This is a genomic window from Accumulibacter sp. (genome assembly GCF_036625195.1).
Classification (GTDB): Bacteria; Pseudomonadota; Gammaproteobacteria; order Burkholderiales; family Rhodocyclaceae; genus Accumulibacter.
Map to the genome: position 1 here is coordinate 16645 of NZ_JAZKUG010000001.1, position 21379 is coordinate 38023.

Genomic DNA, 21379 nt, shown 5'->3' on the forward strand with positions numbered 1-21379 from the left:
GCCGCTTTGAGCGGCTCACATAATGAAAGCCCCCGGCTTTGCCGGGGGATGGTTACTCGCCCTCGCTCACGATGCCTCTGGTATAATGTGCACGTTGGTGAGAATGGGATTGGCCAGTGAAACAGATCAGTTTTTCGGAAGCCGAGTTTGCGGCGAAGAGGCGGGTCACCAGACGCGAGCGCTTTCTTGCGGACATGGAACAGGTCATTCCCTGGCGAGATGTGCTGGCGATCATCGAACCGCACTACCCGAAGGGGAAGCGCGGCCGGCCGCCGATCGGGCTGGAGCGCATGCTTCGGGTGTATTTGGTCCAGCAATGGTACGGCCTGTCGGACGAGGGGGTGGAGGATGCGATCACCGACAGCCAGGCGTTGCGGGGATTCGTGCGGATCGATCTGTCGCGAGAGGCGGTTCCGGATGCGACGACGCTGCTGCAGTTTCGCCACTTGCTGGAAGAGAAGGAATTGTCGCAGGGCGTCTTCGCGGCGATCAACGCGGCACTGACGGCCAAGGGACTGATGATGCGCGAGGGAACGATTGCCGACGCGACGATCCTTGCCGCACCGCCGTCGGTGAAGAACGAAGCGAAGGCCCGGGATCCGGAGATGCACCAGACGAAGAAGGGCAACCAGTGGCACTTCGGCATGAAGGCGCACATCGGCGTCGATGCCGAGAGCGGGCTGGTTCATACGGTAGTCGGAACGGCGGCGAACGTCGCCGACGTGGCGCAGACCGCCGAAGTGCTGCACGGCGAAGAGAAGGTCGTCTATCTGGATGCCGGCTACACCGGCGTCGAGAAGCGCGAAGAACTGAAAGACCGGGACATCGACTGGCAGGTCGCGACCAAGCGCAGCAAGCTGAAGGCGATCCCCAAGGAGAGCCAGCTCGGGACGCTGCTGCGTCGTCTGGAATCGGTCAAGGCGAGCATTCGCTCGAAGGTCGAGCATCCCTTCCACATCGTGAAGAATCTCTTCGGTCACCGCAAGGTCCGCTACAGGGGCCTGAAGAAGAACACGGCCCAGTTGCACATCCTCTTTGCGCTGGCCAATCTGGTCATCGCCAGGCGGCAGCTTCTGGCCGTCCACAGCCAAGGTGCGTCCTGAGTCAGCCGAAGGACCCGAGAAGGGGGCGGAAAGGTCGAAACCGGGCTTTGACGACCGGCGAAGCCGACTCGAAGAGTGCGACTGCTGACTCCGAGCGGCCGGGTTCCCGCCATGGAACGGGTTTGGCGCGTGTCAAGGTCCATTGATCAGCGGTTCCCTAGTTGCTCAACGAGACGAAGACCCTCACGCAGAACTTCACTGGCGTTTTGGTAACGACCGCCGGTGACGACCCGCTCGACCAGCGAGGCTTGGTGCTCGGTGAGCACAACATTGCGCGTAGGCATGCCGACCTCCATCTAGTGGCTATTGGCAGATTACGCCAACCCCGACGGCTTGGGTCAATCGCTGGCAGCCGTCAAGACCACGTTGCGAACCACCAGCAGTTGATGACCCAGAAAGAACTGGCCAAGCGCTGGAGCGTTGCCGAGGCCACCGTGGAACGATGGCGCAATACTCCAGCCCGAGGCCGCGGACCCGGGCCGGGTCGAAAAGGTTGCGGCCGTCGAAGATCAACGGCTGCTTGAGCAACCCAGCGTACGCTCGCAGTCCGGAGTCTTCAAGTCAGTTCTCTCGGTGGCGAATGACAGCGTATCCCCTTGGCGCAACGTGTCAGCCAGGTTGCGAGGGCTGGTGGTCAGTCGAGTACGCCGACCCGACTTTTCTCTCGCTTCAGGGTGGCGACGTCCGTCCTGACAGTGGTAGGATGAAAGCGCAGCGAGTTGGCGGAGATCGCACATGACGGCGTTGAACAGCCCTCACGACCGCTTTTTCAAGGCGGTGTTCGGGCGGACCGAGGTGGCGGCGGAGTTCCTCGAGCGGTATCTGCCGGCGCCAGCCGTAGAGGCACTGGATTGGAAGACCTTGCGCACCGCCAAGGATTCGTTTCTCGATCCGGAACTTGCGCTTCATCCTGCAGACCTGCTGTACTCCGTCGATCTCCGCGGCGGCGGAACCGGGTATGTGCACGTGCTGTTCGAACACAAGAGCTACGTCGAGTCGCGAATCGGCCTGGACCTCCTGCGTTATCGTGTACGGATCTGGGAACAATGGCTGAATGCCGGGAATTCCGGCCACCTGCCAGTCATCGTGCCGGTCGTGGTGCATCACGGCACGGCAACCTGGCGCGTGAGCCGGCAATTCGCCGACGAGGTGGAAGACGTTCCGCCGCTGCGCGACTATGTGCCGGCATGTGTCTATCACCTGATCGACTTGAGCGGATACCGGGACGACGAGTTGCAGGGCGCGGTCATGCTGCATACGGCGCTGCTCACCCTGAAGTACATCTTCCGGAACGAGTTGCGCGAACGGCTGCCGGACATCCTGGGACTGCTGCGGGACCTCGCGCAGAGCTCGATGGGCTTGGACTATGTCCGTACGCTTTTACGCTACCTGGCGCAGGCGGCGAGCGTCGACCGGTTGAGCGGTGACGAGTTGCGCCAGGTAGTGACAGAAACTTTGAGTGGTGGAGGTGAACTGATGCAGACGATTGCCGAGCAATGGGAACAACAGGCGATGGATAGAGGGATCGAAAAGGGGATCCAAAGAGGAATTGAAAAGGGGATCGAAAAGGGAATCGAGCAAGGCGAAGCACGGTTGCTGAAGCAGTTGTTGACCTGGCGCTTCGGAGCCTTGCCGCCTTGGGTGGAGAGCCAGCTCGCAGGCGCTGAACCGGAGCGCCTGGAGGCGTGGGCGAAGCGCGCGCTCGACGCACAGACCCTGGACGCCGTGTTCGTGGAAGGGATACGGTGACAATACATTCAACTGCAAGCTTGGACAGATCACACGCCGCCGCACCCACCCCTCCAGCGCCATCTTCGCAAAAACAACCCGCGGGGTACTGCCCCCCCCCGCTGGCACTGCGGGCTGGGGTGGCTTGAAGCAGCCTCAGGACAGCGCTTGGCTGGCACGCCCCACTTTATGCTGTAGAAGCCCGATTCATTGGGCGATTAGAACTGAGCGTGAGGTGGAAATCCTCCCGGCGACGTCGACCGCCAGCAACGATCCGCCGCCTGTCGGCCAGAAGCACTCAGAGATAAATATACTGTCACCGAATTACCACCGAATTACGTCGAATTACGTCGAATTACGTCGAATTACGTCGAATTACGTCGAATTACGTCACCGAATTACGTTGTTTCAGGGTATGCACAGGCGTCGGTTCCACCTCGCCCCCCCGAGCGCGTGCCAAGGCAGAGAGGATTCGCTCTGCGTTCTTTGGGGAACGCAGAAGGTGAGCGGTTTCTGTCAGACTCTCCAGTTCGTCCGCAGCAATCATGGCCACTGCCCCACCGGAACGGCGACGCACCACCACAATCTCGCGATCATCCACGGCCCGATCCATCAGCGCTTTCAACTGATCACGGGCCTGGCTATATGTTGTCTCGATGGTCATGTCCAACTCCAGATGACTTGTACAGCATTATTGTACATGAAGCCCTGTTGCATCCTGCACCTTTGGAATACGGTGACAGTATATTCAATTGCAAGCTCGGACAGCTCACACCTCGCCGCCCTCATCCCTCCAGCGCCACCTTTCGCAACAACAACCCGCGGGGTAATTGACCACACCCCCCGCTGGCACGATGGGCTGGGGTGGATTGAAGCAACCTCAGGGCAGCGCTTGGCTGGCACGCCTCCCGCATTACGCTGTAGGAGCCCGTTTCATCGGGCGATTTGAACTGACCGTGAGGTGGAAATCCTCCCGGCCACGTCGACCGCGAGCGACAATCCGCCGACTGTCGGCCAGAAGCACTCAGAGATACATATACTGTCCCCGAATTACCGACACCACCACCTACCAGGCGGATGGCCAGCAACTGGCCGGGATGATCGCCGCACTGCCGGGCTACAACGTCACGCAGCGCAACCTCAATTCAGCGGTGTACTCGGACTACGCCAACTTCGACCAGGTCTGGGTGTATGACCTGGTCACCGGTCTCAACAACAGCGCGAACCAGGTCGCCAACTATCAGAACATCGCCGCCTGGTACAACAGCCTGAGCCAGAAGAACCTCATCGTCGACGGACGGATCATTTCGTCGGCACCATTCTGGACAACCTCCGGTGGATTCCCGCCCGAGAACGCCTGGATCCAGAGCTACGCCAAGGCGCTCGACGGCGCAGACGGCGGCCTGGTGCTCGGAACCGACCACAACGACTTTCAGGACGGCATCAACCAGATCAACGCCGGCATCGGCATCGACCCCTTCACCGGATTCTTTGGCAACTACCCGACGAGCCAGGCCGTCGTCGATACCCAGTCACCGCTCTACGTGGCGATTGGTCCGTGCACTGCAGCCCCGGCGCTGGCATGCATCAACGACAACTCGACGACTGGCTTCGTGCCCACCGGGACGCAGCCGAACGGCCAGTTCCTGACCCCCGTGGCCTACCACGGGACAACCTCGACCGCTTTCGACAATGCCGCAGTCGCCTCGACCTTTGGCAGCGTGACCTTTCCGGCTCCCGAACCGACCAGCCCAGCGCTGGTTCTCGGCGCCCTTGGTCTGCTCGGCCTGCTGACTCGTCGCCGCGGGCTGTAAATGGTAATTGGGTGACGGTATCCTCAATGGGAGTCTGACAGGCTTGCTGCTTCTGCCGCGTGACTCGGATGAATTAAGTATACTGTCCCCTTATTCCCGCGAAGCTTTCCAGCAGCAGGGGCTCGAAGCCCCAATGTTCGAGCCAGTCGCTGCGCGCACGACGCGCGAGTTGGCCGAGCACCTGGCTGGCCAGATGCGGTACGCGAACGTGCGGGAAGATCAGGAAGCGACTGTTGTTGAGTACCCGTGGCAGGTTGTGGCGCCGGGTCTGAGCGGTCCAGCCGATCCAGTCGTCGCGCACGGCCACCGCCCGGGCGGCACCGGACAACAGGACACAACCGAGCCGCAGCTCGCCCGCCGTGATGAAGTAACGCAACCGGTAGCCGAAGGCACCCTGGAAACCGAGCGGGTGCCAGCGCGCCATCAGATCATCCCATTGCTTCGCCAAGGCGGTGTCGCGGATCACTTCCAGGCGGACCGGGGCCAGGGCCGACAGCGAAACCTCCACCGGAGTCGGCTCGACCATCGGCTCGGCAACGGCCCGGGGCCGCGCCGGGCAGCGTGGCGTCGAACGGGATACCCGCGCGGCCCGCTGTGCGGGCAGGACGAGCAGGCAGGCCGCCTGCAAGCGCTGCAGGAACTCCAGGCAGGCGCCGGTCTTCGCCGTCCCCGTCAGCGTCACCCAGCCCAGATGCTCGCACAGCGTCGCCGCCAGTTCATGGCGCGCCAACCCGGGCAGCCACGCCACCGTCGCGCAGATGTCGGCAACCTCTCGCGCACTGAACTCCCGGCCGCAGTGCACCCAACTGCTCGGCGTCATCACATCCATCGCACAACCTTCACCAGAAACGCAGATCCGCCAACCTCAGCCTATTCTGCCAAAGGCCCCGAAAATTGTCTAGCCCTTCTTTGCGAAAGCTTTTTTTTGCGGTGGCCGCCAAGCCTTGCTACGACTGGGCTGCGCGGGTCATGCTTCAGGGCTGTGCAAGCAAGCATCCCCGATTCAGCGATCGCTCATGCCCGGGCTTATTGAGAAGTTACTACCAGCGGTCCTGCGAGCAGCGATCCGGACTTGACGAAACTGCACGCCAAGATCGGACAGCTGACGCTGGAGAAGGATTTTTTAGAACATGCGCTCACCAAGGCGGGCTTGCTGAGCGCAAGAAGATGATTGACCGCAAGCACAAGCTCCCTGTCGCGCATCAGTGCTCCCTCCTCGGGGTGGCCCGTTCGAGCGCGTACTACACGCCCCGCGAGGTCTCGGCGGAGGATCTGGCGCTGATGCGCCGGATCGACGAGTTGCATCTGGAGCACCCCTTCGCCGGCGCCCGCATGTTGCGCGATCTGCTGCGCCCCGAGGGCTTCCAGGCCGGCCGCCGACACATCGGCACCCTGATGGCGCGCATGGGCATCGAGGCCTTGTATCGGAAGCCCAACACCTCTCGTCGTCGGCGCGGCGACGAAATCCATCCGTATCTCCTGCGCGATCTTGCCGTCGAGCGGCCCAACCAGGTGTGGGCGGCGGACATCACCACCATTCCGATGCGCCGGGGCTTCCTCTACCTGTTCGCCGTGATCGACTGGTACTCGCGGCGGGTGCTCGCCTGGCGGCTGTCGAACACCTTGACGACCGACTTCTGTCTGGACGCGGTCCGGGAAGCCATCCACCGGCACGGCTGCCCGGAGATCTTCAACACCGATCAGGGTTGCCAGTTCACCAGCGGCGAATTCACCGGGATGCTCAAGGCGCACGGCATCCGGATCAGCATGGACGGCAAGGGGTCCTGGCGGGACAACGTCTTTGTCGAGCGCCTGTGGAAGACGCTCAAGTACGAGGAAGTGTATCTCAAGGCCTATGACAGCGTCGCCGATGCAAGAGCCAACCTGGCCACGTACGTCCGCTTCTACAACGAGCGCCGACCGCATCGCGCCCTGGACGGCAAGACGCCGGACACCGCCTACTTCGCTGCCCTCGCGTCGGCCATCCGAGCCGCGGCGTAAGGCATGGGGAAGGGGCTCCGTGGATTTGTGGACGATGCGCTAGCGCGCACCGGGCCGCTTGCCGTGGAAAAGTCTGGCGACTTTCCCACCGCACGTCCCTTCGCCCACAAGCTCCACCGAGCTCTATTCGGTTCGGATAAAATCCCAGAAGGTCAAAACCAACCGCATCACCGGTCAGCCGACCGGAACTGGCAGGGCTCCACTTATCGAAGAGCCTTTGCTGTCCAAACAAGCGGGGCCACCTCTCACTTCCTTAAGCGCGGGATTTTTTTGGATTTAACTCCGGATGCACAGGGTCAAAGCCGTCCGCCAATCCGGCAACCGCACGCCAAACACCCGCTCCAGCTTGTCATTGTTCAGCCGCGAGTTAAGCGGGCGTTTCGCCAGTGTAGGATACTCCTCGCTGGAAATGGGCAACAGCCGCGACTGAAACTCGCCGTCGTCAGGCGCCTGGATGGCTTGCGCAAAGCCGTGCCAGGAGGTCTCGCCGCCATTGGTCATGTGATACACCCCCCAGGGCTCCGGACGATCGGCGCCACGGTCGGGCGATAGTTGTTGGGCCAGGATCAGGGCGGTGGCCTCGGCCAGCATGCGGCTCCAAGTGGGGGCCCCGATCTGGTCGGCGACGATCCTGAGCTCAGGCCGCTCCCGCATCAGCCGGCGCATGGTGAGGAGAAAGTTCGCCCCGCGTGCGCCATACACCCAGGAGGTACGAAAGATGAGATGGCGGCGGCAGACCGCCTGGATCGCCAGTTCTCCGGCCAGCTTGCTGGCTCCATAGACGTTGAGGGGACCGGTAGCGGCGTCCTCACGCCAAGAAGCGTCGCCCGAGCCATCGAACACATAGTCGGTGGAATAATGCACCAGCAGTGCACCCAGTTTCTCGGCTTCATCGCCGAGGATGCCTGGCGCGGTGGAGTTGATGACATAGGCGCGGTCGCTTGCGCTCTCGGCCTTGTCCACCGCGGTGTAGGCCGCAGAATTGACGATGATCCGGGGAGCCACCTCCCGCACCACGCGACGGATCGCGTCTGCGTCGGTGAGGTCCATCTGCGCCGAATCCACGGCCACCACTTCGCCCAGACAGGCGAGAGTGCGGTGCAACTCCCAGCCCACTTGTCCGCCACTGCCAGTCAGGAGAATGTTCATGGATAAATCTGCGCGTCCTTCAGCAAGCTACCGGCCTTGTCCTTGGCGGACAGCGCCGGCTCGGCCTCGAGCGGCCAACGAATGCCGATGGCCGGGTCGTTCCAGAGCACGCTGTGCTCGTGTTCCGGTGCGTAGTAATCGGTAGTCTTGTAGAGAAAGTCGGCGGATTCGGAAAGCACGAGAAAGCCGTGCGCGAAGCCGGGCGGCACCCACAGCATGTGCTTGTTTTCGGCGTTGAGTTCATGGCCGGTCCATTTGCCGAAGTTTGGCGAGCTTCTGCGCAGGTCGACGGCAACATCGTAGACCGCGCCACTGGTCACCCGCACCAGCTTGCCCTGCGGCTGCCGGAGTTGGTAATGCAAACCGCGCAGCACTCCCTTGCCAGAGCAGGAGTGGTTGTCCTGCACGAAATCGACATTGAGCCCGATGCTGGCGAAAGTTGTGCGGTTCCAGCTTTCCATGAAGAATCCGCGGGAATCGCCAAAGACTTTCGGTTCAATCCGCAGCACTTCCGGCAGTTGCGTTGGGATGAGTTTCATCACAAGACCTTTTCATTGAGCATGGCCAGCAGATACTGGCCGTAGGCGTTCTTCTGCAGCGGTGTGGCGAGCTTTTCGACTTGAGCCGCGTCGATGTAGCCCCGCCGGTAGGCGATCTCTTCCGGGCAGGCGATCTTGAGGCCCTGCCGCTTTTCGATGGTTTGAACGAACAGGCTGGCTCCCAGCAGAGACTCGTGGGTGCCGGTGTCGAGCCAGGCACGCCCGCGCCCCATGATGGAAACGCTCAGTTCGTTCCATTCCAAGTAGCGGCGGTTGACGTCGGTGATCTCCAGTTCCCCGCGCGGCGAGGGCTTCATGGTACGGGCGATGTCAACCACACGGTTATCGTAGAAGTACAGGCCGGTAACGGCGTAGTTGGATTTCGGCGCCTTGGGCTTTTCTTCTAGGCTGATGGCTTTGCCGACGGTATCGAACTCAACCACGCCGTAGCGCTCGGGGTCGTGCACCCGGTAGGCAAAGACGGTCGCGCCGCTTGCCTGTTCGTTGGCGACGCCCAGGTCGTGCGCCATGTCATGACCATAGAAGATGTTGTCGCCGAGCATCAGGGCGGTCGCATCGCTGCCGACGAAATCGGCACCGATGATGAAGGCTTGCGCCAGGCCATCCGGACTCGGTTGCACGGCATAGCGCAGATGGATTCCCCACCGGCTACCGTCACCCAGAAGTTGTTCAAAACGTGGCGTATCCTGAGGGGTGGAGATGATCAGGATCTCGCGGATGCCGGCCAGCATGAGGGTGGTCAGCGGATGGTAGATCATCGGTTTGTCGTAGATCGGCAGCAGTTGCTTGGACACCGCGAGGGTGGCTGGGTACAGCCGGCTGCCGGAACCACCGGCAAGGATGATGCCTTTGCGCGTCACTGCTTTCTCTCCGTGTAGTTGGTCTCCAGCCATTTTCGATACTCGCCGCTAGCCACATGTTCCACCCAGCTCATGTTGTCCAGATACCACTTCACCGTTTTGCGGATGCCGGTGGCGAAGGTCTCGGCGGGTCTCCAGCCGAGTTCGCGGTGGATCTTGGTGGCGTCGATGGCGTAGCGGCGGTCGTGGCCGGGGCGATCCTTGACGTAGGTGATGAGGCGGGTGGCAGGTCCCTCGGGACTGGGTTGCCACTCGTCGAGCAGAGTACAGACACGGAGGACGATGTCTATGTTGGGCATCTCGTTCCAGCCTCCGATGTTGTAGGTCTCCCCTACCCTTCCCTGTTCCAGCACCACGCGAATGGCCGAGCAGTGGTCGGAGACGTACAGCCAGTCGCGCACGTTCTTGCCATCGCCGTAAATTGGCAGGGCTCTGCCACGGGTCGCGTTGAGGATCATCAGCGGGATGAGTTTCTCGGGGAACTGGTGGGGTCCGTAGTTATTGGAGCAGTTCGTGGTGAGCACCGGCAGCCCGTAGGTGTGGTGGTAGGCGCGCACCAAGTGGTCGCTCGCAGCCTTGCTGGCGGAGTAGGGGCTGTTGGGGGCGAACGGGGTGTTCTCGGTGAACGCGGGTGCTCCCGTGTCGAGTGAGCCGTAGACCTCGTCGGTGGAGACGTGGAGGAAGCGGAACGTGGATCTTTCTGCTTCGCCGAGGCCGTTCCAGTAGCCGCGCACTTCTTCGAGCAGGTTGAAGGTGCCAACGATGTTGGTCTGAATGAAGTCTTCCGGGCCGTGTATGGAGCGGTCCACGTGGGACTCCGCAGCGAAGTTGATGATGGCGCGTGGCCGGTGCTCGGCCAGCAGCTTGCCGACCAGCGCGCGGTCACCGATGTCGCCTTGCGCGAACAGGTAACGCGCATCGCCTTGCACGCTGGCGAGGCTCTCCAGGTTGCCGGCATAGGTGAGTTTGTCGAGGTTGAGCACGAGCTCGTGATTCAGTTTCAGCCAGTCGATTACGAAATTGGCGCCGATGAAGCCGGCACCGCCAGTCACGATGATCACGCCAAGACTCCTGGATTTTAATGTAACCATCCCCCGGCAAAACCGGGGGCTTTCATTATGTGAACCGCTCAAAGCGGCTAAACAGGGTCGCTAACGCGACCCTGCCTCTCTTGCGCCACCTAAAGGTGGCAACGGTGGTCTCCACTTAAGGCGATATCCGCAAGACGTCATACCAGCAGCCATGGTGGCAGGCTTGTCTGATTAGATATGGTCTCTTGCTCATAGTGTTGTATGCGACACTTCGAGTCAGTTCTCAGATTGTTGGAGTCACTGATGAAGGTCGCCATGGTAAGTGAAGGGGGGGTTTCTCTTGAAGCCAGTCATGTGGAAGACATCCGGCTTGCGTCGAGCAAGATGACGGGATCGGAGCGCCGGGCGTTTCAGGCGGAGATGGCGGTGAAGTACTGTAGCGGCAGCGCTCGGTGCGCAGAGGAGGTTTTCGGCTGGAGTCGGGAGGCTGTTCGGCTTGGTCTGAACGAGAAACGCACCGGGATCGTTTGTGTGGGGCATCACGCGTTCTGTGGTGCGAAGTTGTGGGAGCAGAAACACCCGGAGGTGGCGGAAGCGCTGTGGAGACTGGCGGAGAGTCATGCCCAGCAGGATCCGACTTTTCGCACGACCTTGTCGTTCACCCGCTTGACGGCGGAGGAGGCCCGCAAGCAGTTGCAAGCGCTGGGATTTGCCGACGAGGTGTTGCCGTCCCGAAGCTGCATGTCGGAAGTGTTGAACCGGAACGGGTACCGGCTGCGTCCGGTGCTCAAGGCCAAACCCCAAAAAAAGTCCCCGAAACCGACGCCATCTTCGCCAACATCCGGGAACATGACCGGGATTGCCAAGGCGCAGCGGTCATGCGCCTGAGCATGGACTGCAAGGCGACGGTGAATATTGGCGACTACTCGCGCGGTGGCAAGACGCGGGGTGACAACCAGGCGGCAGACCACGACATGGGGTGCCAAGAGAAGCACACCCCATTTGGTGTCGTCAACGAAGACAGTGGCTCCCTTCATCTGTCCTTCGGAAGCTCGGCGAAGACCAGCGATTTCATCATCGACAGCCTGTACGCCAGGTGGGCATGTCAAGACCCCGATGCGTGTGCGCGCGTCACCCACATCCAGATCAAGGCCGACAACGGACCCGAGAGCAATGGTCGGCGCACGCAGTTTCTCAAGCGCATGGTCGAGTTCGCCGACCACATCGGCAAGTCCATTCGCCTCCTCTACTATCCGCCGTACCACAGCAAATACAATCCCGTCGAGCGCTGCTGGGGAATCCTCGAGAAGCACTGGAACGGCGCCAAGCTGACCGATACCGAAACAATGTTGGCGTGGGCGAAAAGCATGACCTGGAAAGGCATCCATCCCGTCGTCCAACTGAGCCGGACGGCCTATCAAAAAGGAGTCACCGTGGCCAAGGTTGCCATGCAGGCTGTTGAGTCCCGACTGGCAAGAAACCCGCTCCTGCCCAAGTGGGACATCCTGATCCGGCCAGCCTCCACGGTATGACTATTCGCGGCAATCACCCAAGATCAACCGCACCTTGGAAATCGACGAGATCAAACGACAGATCGGCCGTTGGCTCCCGGCTACAACCGCCGCCGCTCGCCGCCTCAAGCCGATCCTCGAGGAGATCGCGTTGAACCTCCAGAAGTTCGTCCCCAATCGCTCCCAACCTCGAAAACCGCAGCCGAAACCCCACCTCTCCCACGCTTACAATTACTAAGCAATAAATAAATTGCGTGCATTGAGCTCTGGCGCGCGGACGAGTTTCATGTATAATGCTCGCCATGAACTTTCATTCGATTCCCCCAAGGCCGGTTTTCACTTCTCGCCGCATGGAACAGCAATGGATACGCATGCAAAGCGTCAAAATGGTTCGGTCTGGTATGCCGGCGAGTGACGTGGCGCGCCATTTTGATGTCTCGGTGCGCGCGGTTTTCAAATGGGTGGCGGCATTTTACGACGGTGGTCAGAACGCGTTGCTTGCCCGAGAAGGCGCGGGTCGGCCGCCGAAGGTCAGCCCGGATCAGTTGCGCTGGATTGCCGATACGGTTCGCGACCGCACGCCCGACCAGTTGAAGTTTGACTTCGGGTTGTGGACCTTGCGCCTGATCGGCAGCCTGATCGAACGGCAGTTTCAGATGACGCTGAGCCTGCCGACCTTGGGCAAGGTCATGCGGCAACTCGGATTCACTGCCCAGCGCCCGCTGTACCGTGCCTATCAGCAGGATGCGGCGCTGGTGCAGCGCTGGCACACGGAGGAGTACCCCGCTCTCCAGGCACGTGCGAGGGCTCGTGGGGCGTTGATCATGTTCGCTGACGAGGCTGGGATGCGCTCGGACTACCACGCGGGCACGACCTGGGCGCCTCGCGGCCGGACGCCGGTGGCACGCACCACAGGCCAGCGCGTCTCCGTCCAGATGCTGTCGGCAGTTGGCACGGGCGGGCAACTTCAGTTCATGCTTCACGAGGGTCTGGTCAACGCCGCGGTGTTCCGTACCTTCCTCGAACAACTCATGCTCGGCGCGACGCAGCCCATTTTCCTGGTTGTCGATGGTCATTCGATTCACAAAGCGAAGCTGGTGAGCGAATACGTCGCGTCCACCAACGGCATGCTGGAACTGCACTTCCTGCCGCCTTACTCGCCGCAACTCAATCCGGACGAGCAAGTGTGGAAGAGTGTCAAGGAACGCGTGGCGAAACAGAAGCCGCTCGACAAAATCAGCCTGCGGCGTCTCATTCAGGGGGCGCTGGAGCGCCTTCAAACTCTTCCAGAGATCGTTCGAGGGTTTTTTCGGCATCCGGATTGCGCTCGTACAATATGAACAGAAGACGTTTATTGCTTAGTAACAATGACAATAGGCTAACTTTCGAGGATTGCAAAGCGACGTGGGGTGATCACGAAAACCCCTGATGGTCGGGTTTCCTCGATCTTCATATGCCCTCTACTAGTTCGAAATATGCACGACCAACGGTTTCCCATGTATAACGGCGCTGTGCGATCTCGCGCATCGCTGTTCCGATGATGCGCCCCTGCTCATCATCAAGCCCTTCAACGGCCGTAATCAACTCTTCAGGCGTGCTGAAGTACGAGGCGCTTTCTTCCGTCGTGAAGCGATTGAATGTGCATCCATGCGCAAAGACCGGAATACCGAAATGCATCATTTCGACCAGCGACGGATTGGTTCCGCCAGCGGAATGGCCATGAATATAGGCAACGGTACGATCCCGTATCCAGCGCAATATGCCCGGATCGTAGATCGGATCAAGCAGAGTGATATTTGAATGCTCTCCGTACGTCCGGCGCACGTCTTTTCCGTAGTCACTTTGGTTCCAGTTCCCGACGAAAACCAAAGCACGTTCGGGCATCCGGGAGAAGGCCTCCAAGATCATCGCGACATTGTTCTCGGGTTCGACGCGACACAATGCAAGTGCAAAGTCGTCAGGCAGCTTGATTTCCGGGGCTTTGGTCGACTCAGCCTCGACGGCATGGTCGCCCCCATAGGGGATAACCTTGCATTTTATCCCATAGCTTGCCTTTACGTGTTCTGCGATGGCCGCATTATCCGCTATTACGACATGAGACCAGTGGACTGCGGCAAACTCAGACCATTTGAGGATCATTCTCGCTAATCCGCGCCACTTTGCCCGCTTCCACTCAATACCATCAACATTCGTCAAAATGCGTGCGCGAGAAATCAGGCGTATAAATGGCAATGCGAGCGCGCCCGATACACCCAATAAGAGAATGACATCGCTTTTTTGCCGCACAGCACTGAAGAGTGACAAGATATCATATGGAATGGACTGGGGCCCATTCGCGTACAGATTGATGTAGCGCAGGTCTGCATCATAAAATTTTGATCGCTGCTCAGGGAAACTCTTGCTCGAACAGTACACGGTTAGGTGTGCATTTAGTTCAAGGGCAGCATGATACCTCACCAAGTTCTCTGCCAGCGTCTCAAAGCCCCCGTAGTTCCCCGGAACACCAACTGTTCCGAGTATCGACAGCTTGGCTCTGGGCATCAAGACCGCCTCGAACCAGCAAGTGCCGCAGAGGTACTCCCGAACAGTGCTTCAAGCTCCTTCGGCAGCGGGAAGTCTGTTTTGGGTTTTAGCGGGCTGAGCGTTGACTTTGCATAGTCGAGGGACACCGGGACCGGAGGCAACTGGGCAAATTCGGATATGCGCGCACAGGCCTCCTCGGGATGAGCGCAAAGATCAGCATGGGAGCCATGCACAACATCTTTACGGTGGGAATCGACAAGCCTCAGCCCCTCGCGCATCGTGACGATCCATTCGGTCCCGGCCATTGCACGATTGTCCGTCAATTCGCTCAGGCTTTCGGCATGGGGTGCGGGATGAGGGTCCTCCGGGATGATCTGATCTTCGAGAAGCATGCACTTGCGCCGGTTCACGCCCCACCAATCATGGGTCTCTGCTCCGACATTCGAACCACGGCGCGCGGACCAGTGCTCGATTGACGCGCATGTGTCCCGTCCATCACGGGACAGAAACAGAAATTTCGCGTCTGGGAAAATCTGCCGAACAAAAGGAACATGGAAAGTAAGTGCTGGATGCTTGTTGACAACACGCTGCGTCAGCGTAAGGCGCAAATACGCCCCGTAGCCGCGATGCGCATCGTTGATCAGGGAAAGAGACGCATCTTCTTCCGCAACACGATACCGCGCGGGACCACGATGATAGCTGCCGATCAGATCTTCATCATCGCGCAGGGTTGACCATATTGCCTCCGGTTCATTCAGGTACCCGACATCACGATGCCTCGACAATACGATCCCGATAATGGTTGTCCCGGAGCGCCCCGTGCTCAGTATGAAAATCAGCGCCTTGACTTTGCGCATCTGTGGTGGTCGTTTCTGCAACGCGAACCGGCGAAACAGGAGTGGATTGACGAACTGGCCGCGAGTGGTGAACGGGCGCCCTTCGAACAGGCCATCACTTAGCAGCCAGCTCCAGAGACGCGCGGGACGCGCTTTCAGATAATCAACATCGATTTGTGCGACCATGGGGAGTTACTTCTCGGCCAAATGATCTTTTAGCCATTTCCATGTCAAGCCAATCCCATCCTTCAGTGATATTGCTGGCGCCCAGGATAGTCGTTCGCGGATCGCAGATATGTCGAGCACCACGCGCGGCACATCGAAACCGCGCCCCGGCTTGTAGTCTGGCTGCACAGCGTGACCCGTCACTGTTCTAATCACGTCAAGTACCTCGTTGATAGAGGCCCCCTGTCCGCTGCCGGCATTGAATACGCCGCAGACCTCTTGCGTCGCGCAGTTGACGCAAAGGCGGGCCAGATCATCCACATAAATGAAATCGCGGACGATGTTGCCATTCCCCCAGATCTGGATCGGCTCCGCTCGCGCGATACGCCACACGAAGGTTCCGATCACACCCTGAACGCCACCATGCCCCTGACGTGGGCCGTAAGGGTTGGACGCCCGCAGGATCGTCGGGCGCAGCCCATGAAGGTGCTGCTCCATCAACAGGTATTTCTCGATCGCGGATTTGACGATCCCGTATGAACTTATCGGGCACTCGGGGTGGGTTTCGGGCACAGGGTCCGCCTGAGTGGGGCCATAGACTGTTCCGCCCGACGACAGATACACCATGCGCCGGACACCGGCGCTGCGCATCAGTTCCAGCAACCGCACGGTTCCGATGAGGTTGCCCTGGATATCCGTGACGGGATCGAGATTCGAAGTGGAGGGAACCGAGGTGCTGAGCATGTGAAACACCACATCCACATCGACCAGCGCTTCCGCGAGGGAGTTGGTGTCGGTAAAATCACCTTGCCGGAAATCAACAGCGGCAGGGGTGCACCGGAAGCGCTCCCTGGCGCGATCATAGACGCGGACTCGCATCCCATCTGCAAGCAACTGATCTACAACATGCGAACCGAGAAAACCACTTCCACCAATAATCAGACCTCTCATCCCAGCACCCTCTCGTAAATTCTCTTCAGATCGGCATATATTTTTTTGTCGCTGAACTGTGCAGCCACGTAACTCTGCGCTGATTGTCCCATTTCAAGGATCCTATGGTCTTCCAAAACCCGCACCTTTTCCATCAGGGCGGAAAGCGTATCCACATCAAGTGGATCGAAGAGCCAACCATGCGGTCCGGCGCAGACCAATTCAGGAATGCCGCCTCGGTCAGCACCAATGACGGGCTTGCCCGCGGCGAAGGCCTGCAGGATCACATAGGGAAAATTCTCATGCCACCGCGATGGCACGACCACAGCCCGCGCGCCGTGCAACCATGTCTTCAGATCTTCCCCCCAGGCCGGGCCGACAACGCGCACATTGTCAAGGCTGGCCGCGATCTGTTCTAGCTTGGGCCGGTCAGGGCCTTCCCCGACGATCACCACCGGCACATCCGGGGCGCCGCGGGCGGCTTCGACCAGCACATCAACGCCCTTCTCGTCGATCAGGCGTCCGAAATACAGCATGTACCCGCCCGCATGCACGGGCACATGATGGGCCGCTGCATCGAACGGGTTGCGCAGGAAGTCCATCGGAACCCGGCCCTTGCCCCAGAATTCCTCGGTCTTGGTGGCCATGAAGCGGCTGGCGAAGAGGAACGTATCGACATTCTTGCGCCAGATATCCATGCGGTCATGCGCATAGGCTTCCAGCATCGACACCACGCTGACTGCGAGGTTGTCATGGCAGCAGCGATTTCGCAGGGCGCTGTGGAACCGCCCGCCCTTGCAGTCTTCGCAGAGTTTGCCGTGGTGGAACAGTTTGTAATTCGGGCAGATATGCTTGTAATCGTTGCAAGACAGCACCACCGGCACCCCGGCCGCGCGGGCGGCATCGAGGATTGACGGGGTGAGCCGTCCATATATCGCAAAGCCGTGGATCAGGTCGGGGCGAAACTCGGCGATGAGCCGGGCCATGCGGGCGCGAGCGTCGCGGTTGTAGATGACGCTGGGCACGCGGGCGGCCTTGGAGAGCAGGCTACCGCTGGCGTAATGGGGCACGTGGGGGAAAAAGCTGCCCTGCGGGGCGTCCAACCCTTCCTCGGCGCAGGAAAACCGCGCGACCTCATGGCCATTGGCCTCGAGCATCCGGCCGATCTCATGATAGAAGACCTCGGCCCCGCCTTGGACGGAATAGTTGTTATGGGTGAGGAGAATGCGCATTTGCCTTCGTTCTTGAGTGAAGCGAGACCAACAAACCCAAAAAAACGAATAACAGGTAATTGTTAAAGTTCATTGACAAGAATAGCTTTGTGACGAAAAAAATACTAAAAAAAATTCTCAGAAAAAAAGCGGCATCACTAACGCTTAATTTTGAAAGAATTCTGGCACGACTTTTTGAAAAGATGGCACATGACAGCATAGCTTTTGCGTATACCAACAAGAAGGCCGCAACGGCAAGCCAACCACCTTCTATCAACAAGCGAAAGTAGTATGAATCTAATCTAATGTCTATTCTTTCGATCAGATCACTTCGATAGCCTTCGCCAAGAATTCCTATAAATTGGTTAGACGTGACTTCTGCGGGTATTGCAGTCCATTGATTTGCGCGACTAATAAGGCTCGGGAGACTAGAAACATCATCAACAATAAGAAAAGAGAACAAATCAATATAGTTTTCAATATCTGCAAGAATGGCAGACAAAGAAAAGACTGCAACAAGAATAGCCATCAGCAAGGATAGTATAAGAACCTTCTGGGCAGTTGCGCTGGCCGTTTTCAAGAAACGGAATATAATATAAGACAAGAAAATAATCACGACTACAACAAATGCGAACCTCGCGCCAGTTGAAAAGGTGGCCACAAGCATCACAACCCCAACGACAGCGTAAGCCCAGCCATTGCGCGCGTTAGTTTTTCTAAATAGAAATAAAAACATAACCGATGTGTACAACAAGAACTCAGCGAAGCTAAGAGGATTGTCAAAAAAACTCTGCGCCCGATATCTGCCGTCGCGAGCGAAGCCTTCGAAAACACCCTCTCCAACAATGGTGACTGTAACATTCAAGAAATAGCTGAGTACTGGCCTCTGTCCCAGAACCTCAATCATTAGAAAGGCAAGTAACAGAACCGAAGAGACGCTATATACTGTTCTTAACTCTAAAATACTTTTGTTATTTATGAATACGCGAGTTGAAAGCAAAAGAAGTGAGAAAATTAGGATAAACTCATCCAATACATAGAACATCATGCGAGGTTCTTGATATACTATTGTCGAAACTGCCCTCGAAACGGTCAAAATAATAAATGCGGCGACAATCGCTTTCTCCCTCATCCAGCATCGCCACACGCCAACCCAACTGTTCGGATCTGAAATTAATGAGGCAACGAAAACCAAAAATATTGAATAAGATGCCAATCTAAAAGCAGATATGCCGCTTCCATCGCTTCCAAGGGGAAAGGCAATGTATCCGGGCAGAAATGGGCTTAATAGTAAAAAAACGAGGAAGGCACGTTGTAGACTGTACGCTGAAAGAAAGAAAAAGCCAAAGAATATCGCCATTGATATAGGCCCGGTGTTCACTTGAGGGCGCTTTCTATTTTATCCAATTGGGATCCGGCAGAAAAATTCTCAATCGCACTAAAATATGCGTGTTCTGAGATCGCTCGAGATAAGCCCGGATTGTTCAACAGCAAGGTCAGTGCAGTATAAATCCCAGAGCTGCTCTCTGGTGCGACTAATATCCCATTCCGCTTATCCTGAATCGCATCAACATTCCCATTCACTGCCGTCGCGATCACCGGCCGCTTCATATACATCGCGTCCAGCAAAGTACGCGGCAACCCCTCATACCGGGAGGGTTGCACGTAAATGTCAATCGCGTTCAGAAAGGCATTGTAATCATCCCCCTGGGCTGTGCCCGTGAAGATGATGTCAGGGTGCCCATCAGCCTCGTCGCGCATCTCCTGCATGCGCGGGCCGTCGCCAACAAGCAACAATTTCAGATCAGATCGCGTCTCCGCAAGCTCGCGGAAGGCTCTGATCAGAAACTCTTGCCCTTTTTGTTCGTGCATACGACCAACGCACCCGATGATCGTCTTGTCTTGCGCAATCCCTAAACGCTCCCTTATGGCGCTTGGTGATTGCGATACCACACGAGAGGAGAAATCCACCCAGTTGTTCACGACTTTGATACTGTCTTCCGACTGGCCGTGCGCCAAAAGGTAATGCTTGATGTCACTACAACCCGCAATCAACACGTCGAAGCGCCGCAAGATTGCTCTATCCAGTTTCGGATAGGCCATTGCCTTTGCAACGGTTTGAAGAGACAGCAACCGGGCAGGTAAGAACTTCGAAATCAGAAATGCTAGCAAGTTCCCAGTAAAGGAAGTTGATATAATAGCATCTGGCTTGATTCTTCGTCCAAAGTTTACAGCTTTTAAAAGCTGACCAATCGCCCCAATCTTTCTTTGGTAGGGAGAGGTCTGGTAGGGAAAAGAAAAAAGAGGTATCTGTGATGTCAATTCGAAATGCTTGACAGCTTGATCCCCATGGATACTAACCACACTTACTGTGTGATTTCTGGACATATGTTGCGCAAGCTCCAAAAATTGCAATTCAGCGCCACCGACATTATGTCCGTTGAAAATCATGAGTACGTTCATTTTTGCTGTAATTCACCTGGACTTATCAAGCTAATACCTAATCTTCGATGCACAAATATTGTATTTCCAAAGCTCATTGCGGCGACCCCAATCGCTGCAGAGATTGCAGCGCCAGTTGAAGTATAAATTGGAGTGAGAGTTAGTGCTGCAATTAACATGAAGAATGCTGCAATAATTGCCACATTCCTCATCTCTCTAAAATGGCCAGAAACAAGTAATATATATCCCATAGACCCCATAAGTAGAAGAGTCATCTGGCTTATCAAAAGTATGGCTAAGACCGGGGCACCGCTACCAAAATCACGTCCGAAGAGAAGCATCACATCGAGGCGGAAGTAGAACAATGCCGCGAGCACGGGCAATCCCGCCAGTGTAAAGGTCAGAGCCGAACGCCGTGCAACTTGTCCAAGCATGTCGATCTGGCCAGTATTGTATAGCTCTGCGTACTTCGGAACCAAGATTGTGATAGAGGCCGTGTAGAAAAGCGCAATGATCATGGACACCCGCGTCGCTGCCGCAAATACCCCGGCATCCGCCGCTGTCCCCCAGATGCCCAGCAAGAACAGTGGTGCCCATGGCAGGACCGCGCGGTTGATCAGGTCCATCACCCAGAGCGGGCGGGCACTTTGCCAGAGCGTCGCGCGCTCGAAGGCAGGCTCTGGCGCCGCATGATTGCGGATATTCGCACGCCACATCGCATAGCCGATCGCCGCCGCACCGCCCGTACCCAGCACATAGGCCAGCGCTGCCCCTGTCGGCCCGAACAGGCTTGCGAGTGGCCAGATCAGGACAAGCGCGATCAACGGGTACAGCACGCCGGAGACCAGCATCGAGTCGCGGATGCGTTTGAGGCCCTTGAGACATTCGGACAGAAGCATCATCATCGCGAATGTGAAGATGCCAGCGCTGATCGCCCGGAAAGGCCCCACAAGCGCCGGTTCCCCGAAGAGATGCTCTGACATTAGCGGCGCGGCCGCGAACACGGTTATTGCCCCGCCCAGGCTGGCCGCTCCGGCCAGGCGCGTGCCAGTTCGAAAAGCTCCGACAACGCGGTTCCAGTCTGCCAAGCTGGCCCCCGCCGCCACGAAGCGCAGCAATGTGTTGTCCAGCCCCAGCTTGGTGACCACCGCCCCGATGCTGGCCACTGAAAGCGCAAGGAAATAGAGGCCGGCCCCTTCGGCCCCCAACATCCGTCCGATTACAACATTTAGTGCGAATGCCAACCCGGCCCCGATGCCGCGAAGGACAAAAGCAATCCCCGCCCCGCGCAGCACTTCGACCATGTGGTGGTCTTTTGCGGTCATTTACAATTAACCTGGAGTAGAAGAAGATTTGTGGTCACTTTCTCGGAAAAGAGTATCTTTCGCATTTGATGTACTAAGGAAGCGCTGATCAACGCACCTGTCCGACGGACCCGACGGACCCGACGCCGGTTCCACACGAAACGGAGTAAGCCCTATTAAATCCGTGGTTCCCTAGGTTCGCATGCCATCA

General features: G+C 58.2%; 17 protein-coding genes and 3 pseudogenes. 6 read left to right on the plus strand and 14 right to left on the minus strand.

What is annotated here, in order from left to right:
• The first annotated feature begins 116 nt into the window (after positions 1–116).
• Complete coding sequence (locus V5B60_RS00095) at positions 117–1103, plus strand: IS5 family transposase (protein ID WP_332345034.1); 987 nt, start codon at positions 117–119, stop codon at positions 1101–1103.
• A 161-nt stretch (positions 1104–1264) separates the two neighbouring features.
• On the opposite strand, the pseudogene V5B60_RS00100 reads toward V5B60_RS00095, so the two are convergent.
• A pseudogene (locus tag V5B60_RS00100) lies at positions 1265–1387 on the minus strand (ribbon-helix-helix domain-containing protein); the annotation flags it as partial.
• 451 nt (positions 1388–1838) lie between these two features.
• Between V5B60_RS00100 and V5B60_RS00105 the strand changes: the two are divergent.
• Entirely contained in the window at positions 1839–2852 is a 1014-nt protein-coding gene (locus tag V5B60_RS00105) for an Rpn family recombination-promoting nuclease/putative transposase (RefSeq protein ID WP_332345035.1), read from the plus strand.
• Between the two features lie 364 nt (positions 2853–3216).
• Here V5B60_RS00105 and V5B60_RS00110 read toward each other — a convergent pair whose 3' ends face one another.
• Complete coding sequence (locus V5B60_RS00110) at positions 3217–3495, minus strand: type II toxin-antitoxin system Phd/YefM family antitoxin (protein ID WP_332345036.1); 279 nt, start codon at positions 3493–3495, stop codon at positions 3217–3219.
• A gap of 433 nt (positions 3496–3928) precedes the next feature.
• Between V5B60_RS00110 and V5B60_RS00115 the strand changes: the two genes are divergently transcribed.
• Positions 3929–4645: a hypothetical protein gene (locus V5B60_RS00115; protein WP_332345037.1), complete on the plus strand. Its 717-nt coding sequence runs from the start codon at positions 3929–3931 to the stop codon at positions 4643–4645.
• A gap of 73 nt (positions 4646–4718) precedes the next feature.
• Here the strand turns inward: V5B60_RS00115 and V5B60_RS00120 are convergent, their stop codons facing one another.
• Entirely contained in the window at positions 4719–5474 is a 756-nt protein-coding gene (locus V5B60_RS00120) for a Druantia anti-phage system protein DruA (RefSeq protein ID WP_332345038.1), read from the minus strand.
• Positions 5475–5705: 231 nt separating this feature from the next.
• Between V5B60_RS00120 and V5B60_RS00125 the strand changes: the two are divergent.
• Positions 5706–6646 (plus strand): annotated as a pseudogene (locus V5B60_RS00125) (IS3 family transposase); the annotation flags it as partial.
• A gap of 276 nt (positions 6647–6922) precedes the next feature.
• Here V5B60_RS00125 and rfbD read toward each other — a convergent pair.
• Genes rfbD through rfbB form a run of 4 tightly spaced genes read right to left on the minus strand, consistent with a single transcriptional unit; the run spans position 6923 to position 10306 of the window.
• Entirely contained in the window at positions 6923–7795 is an 873-nt protein-coding gene (gene rfbD / locus V5B60_RS00130) for a dTDP-4-dehydrorhamnose reductase (RefSeq protein WP_332345039.1), read from the minus strand.
• On the minus strand, positions 7792–8334 hold the full coding sequence (gene rfbC / locus V5B60_RS00135; RefSeq protein ID WP_332350354.1) for a dTDP-4-dehydrorhamnose 3,5-epimerase: 543 nt from the start codon (positions 8332–8334) through the stop codon (positions 7792–7794). The genes rfbD and rfbC overlap by 4 nt, the downstream gene beginning before the upstream one ends.
• Positions 8334–9248 carry a glucose-1-phosphate thymidylyltransferase RfbA gene (gene rfbA, locus V5B60_RS00140; RefSeq protein WP_332345040.1) on the minus strand — a complete coding sequence of 305 codons (915 nt, stop codon included), beginning with the start codon at positions 9246–9248 and terminating at the stop codon, positions 8334–8336. Before rfbA ends, rfbC begins: the two co-directional genes overlap by 1 nt.
• Positions 9212–10306, minus strand: coding sequence for a dTDP-glucose 4,6-dehydratase (rfbB, locus tag V5B60_RS00145; RefSeq protein WP_434735297.1), 1095 nt, complete (start codon positions 10304–10306; stop codon positions 9212–9214). Before rfbB ends, rfbA begins: the two co-directional genes overlap by 37 nt.
• Before the next feature lie 360 nt (positions 10307–10666).
• Here rfbB and V5B60_RS00150 point away from each other — a divergent pair.
• Together V5B60_RS00150 and V5B60_RS00155 are read left to right on the plus strand one after the other, a co-directional pair.
• A pseudogene (locus V5B60_RS00150) lies at positions 10667–11778 on the plus strand (ISAzo13 family transposase).
• Positions 11779–12107: 329 nt separating this feature from the next.
• Positions 12108–13097, plus strand: coding sequence for an IS630 family transposase (locus tag V5B60_RS00155; protein WP_332350356.1), 990 nt, complete (start codon positions 12108–12110; stop codon positions 13095–13097).
• A 109-nt stretch (positions 13098–13206) separates the two neighbouring features.
• On the opposite strand, the gene V5B60_RS00160 is transcribed toward V5B60_RS00155, so the two are convergent.
• From V5B60_RS00160 to V5B60_RS00190, 7 genes are read right to left on the minus strand one after another with little or no spacing between them, the layout of a single operon-like run.
• Positions 13207–14298: a DUF1972 domain-containing protein gene (locus V5B60_RS00160; RefSeq protein WP_332345042.1), complete on the minus strand. Its 1092-nt coding sequence runs from the start codon at positions 14296–14298 to the stop codon at positions 13207–13209.
• Complete coding sequence (locus V5B60_RS00165) at positions 14298–15302, minus strand: sulfotransferase family protein (protein WP_332345043.1); 1005 nt, start codon at positions 15300–15302, stop codon at positions 14298–14300. The genes V5B60_RS00160 and V5B60_RS00165 overlap by 1 nt, the downstream gene beginning before the upstream one ends.
• Positions 15303–15308: 6 nt before the next feature.
• Entirely contained in the window at positions 15309–16232 is a 924-nt protein-coding gene (locus V5B60_RS00170) for an NAD-dependent epimerase/dehydratase family protein (RefSeq protein ID WP_332345044.1), read from the minus strand.
• Complete coding sequence (locus tag V5B60_RS00175; RefSeq protein ID WP_332345045.1) at positions 16229–17443, minus strand: glycosyltransferase; 1215 nt, start codon at positions 17441–17443, stop codon at positions 16229–16231. Before V5B60_RS00175 ends, V5B60_RS00170 begins: the two co-directional genes overlap by 4 nt.
• Positions 17421–18803: a hypothetical protein gene (locus tag V5B60_RS00180; protein WP_332345046.1), complete on the minus strand. Its 1383-nt coding sequence runs from the start codon at positions 18801–18803 to the stop codon at positions 17421–17423. Before V5B60_RS00180 ends, V5B60_RS00175 begins: the two co-directional genes overlap by 23 nt.
• Entirely contained in the window at positions 18800–19885 is a 1086-nt protein-coding gene (locus tag V5B60_RS00185; RefSeq protein WP_332345047.1) for a glycosyltransferase family 4 protein, read from the minus strand. The genes V5B60_RS00180 and V5B60_RS00185 overlap by 4 nt, the downstream gene beginning before the upstream one ends.
• Positions 19882–21189, minus strand: coding sequence for an oligosaccharide flippase family protein (locus V5B60_RS00190; protein WP_332345048.1), 1308 nt, complete (start codon positions 21187–21189; stop codon positions 19882–19884). Before V5B60_RS00190 ends, V5B60_RS00185 begins: the two co-directional genes overlap by 4 nt.
• Between the last annotated feature and the right edge of the window lie 190 nt (positions 21190–21379).

Coding starts and splice junctions, on each gene's coding strand:
- V5B60_RS00170 (WP_332345044.1), bottom strand. CDS start 16,232: ATGAGAGGTCTGATTATTGGTGGAAGTGGTTTTCTCGGTTCGCATGTT.
- rfbA (WP_332345040.1), bottom strand. CDS start 9,248: ATGGCTGGAGACCAACTACACGGAGAGAAAGCAGTGACGCGCAAAGGC.
- V5B60_RS00165 (WP_332345043.1), bottom strand. CDS start 15,302: ATGGTCGCACAAATCGATGTTGATTATCTGAAAGCGCGTCCCGCGCGT.
- V5B60_RS00105 (WP_332345035.1), top strand. CDS start 1,839: ATGACGGCGTTGAACAGCCCTCACGACCGCTTTTTCAAGGCGGTGTTC.
- rfbB (WP_434735297.1), bottom strand. CDS start 10,306: ATGGTTACATTAAAATCCAGGAGTCTTGGCGTGATCATCGTGACTGGC.
- V5B60_RS00120 (WP_332345038.1), bottom strand. CDS start 5,474: ATGGATGTGATGACGCCGAGCAGTTGGGTGCACTGCGGCCGGGAGTTC.
- V5B60_RS00185 (WP_332345047.1), bottom strand. CDS start 19,885: ATGAACGTACTCATGATTTTCAACGGACATAATGTCGGTGGCGCTGAA.
- V5B60_RS00155 (WP_332350356.1), top strand. CDS start 12,108: ATGGAACAGCAATGGATACGCATGCAAAGCGTCAAAATGGTTCGGTCT.
- V5B60_RS00190 (WP_332345048.1), bottom strand. CDS start 21,189: ATGACCGCAAAAGACCACCACATGGTCGAAGTGCTGCGCGGGGCGGGG.
- rfbD (WP_332345039.1), bottom strand. CDS start 7,795: ATGAACATTCTCCTGACTGGCAGTGGCGGACAAGTGGGCTGGGAGTTG.
- rfbC (WP_332350354.1), bottom strand. CDS start 8,334: ATGAAACTCATCCCAACGCAACTGCCGGAAGTGCTGCGGATTGAACCG.
- V5B60_RS00110 (WP_332345036.1), bottom strand. CDS start 3,495: ATGACCATCGAGACAACATATAGCCAGGCCCGTGATCAGTTGAAAGCG.
- V5B60_RS00175 (WP_332345045.1), bottom strand. CDS start 17,443: ATGCGCATTCTCCTCACCCATAACAACTATTCCGTCCAAGGCGGGGCC.
- V5B60_RS00115 (WP_332345037.1), top strand. CDS start 3,929: ATGATCGCCGCACTGCCGGGCTACAACGTCACGCAGCGCAACCTCAAT.
- V5B60_RS00160 (WP_332345042.1), bottom strand. CDS start 14,298: ATGCCCAGAGCCAAGCTGTCGATACTCGGAACAGTTGGTGTTCCGGGG.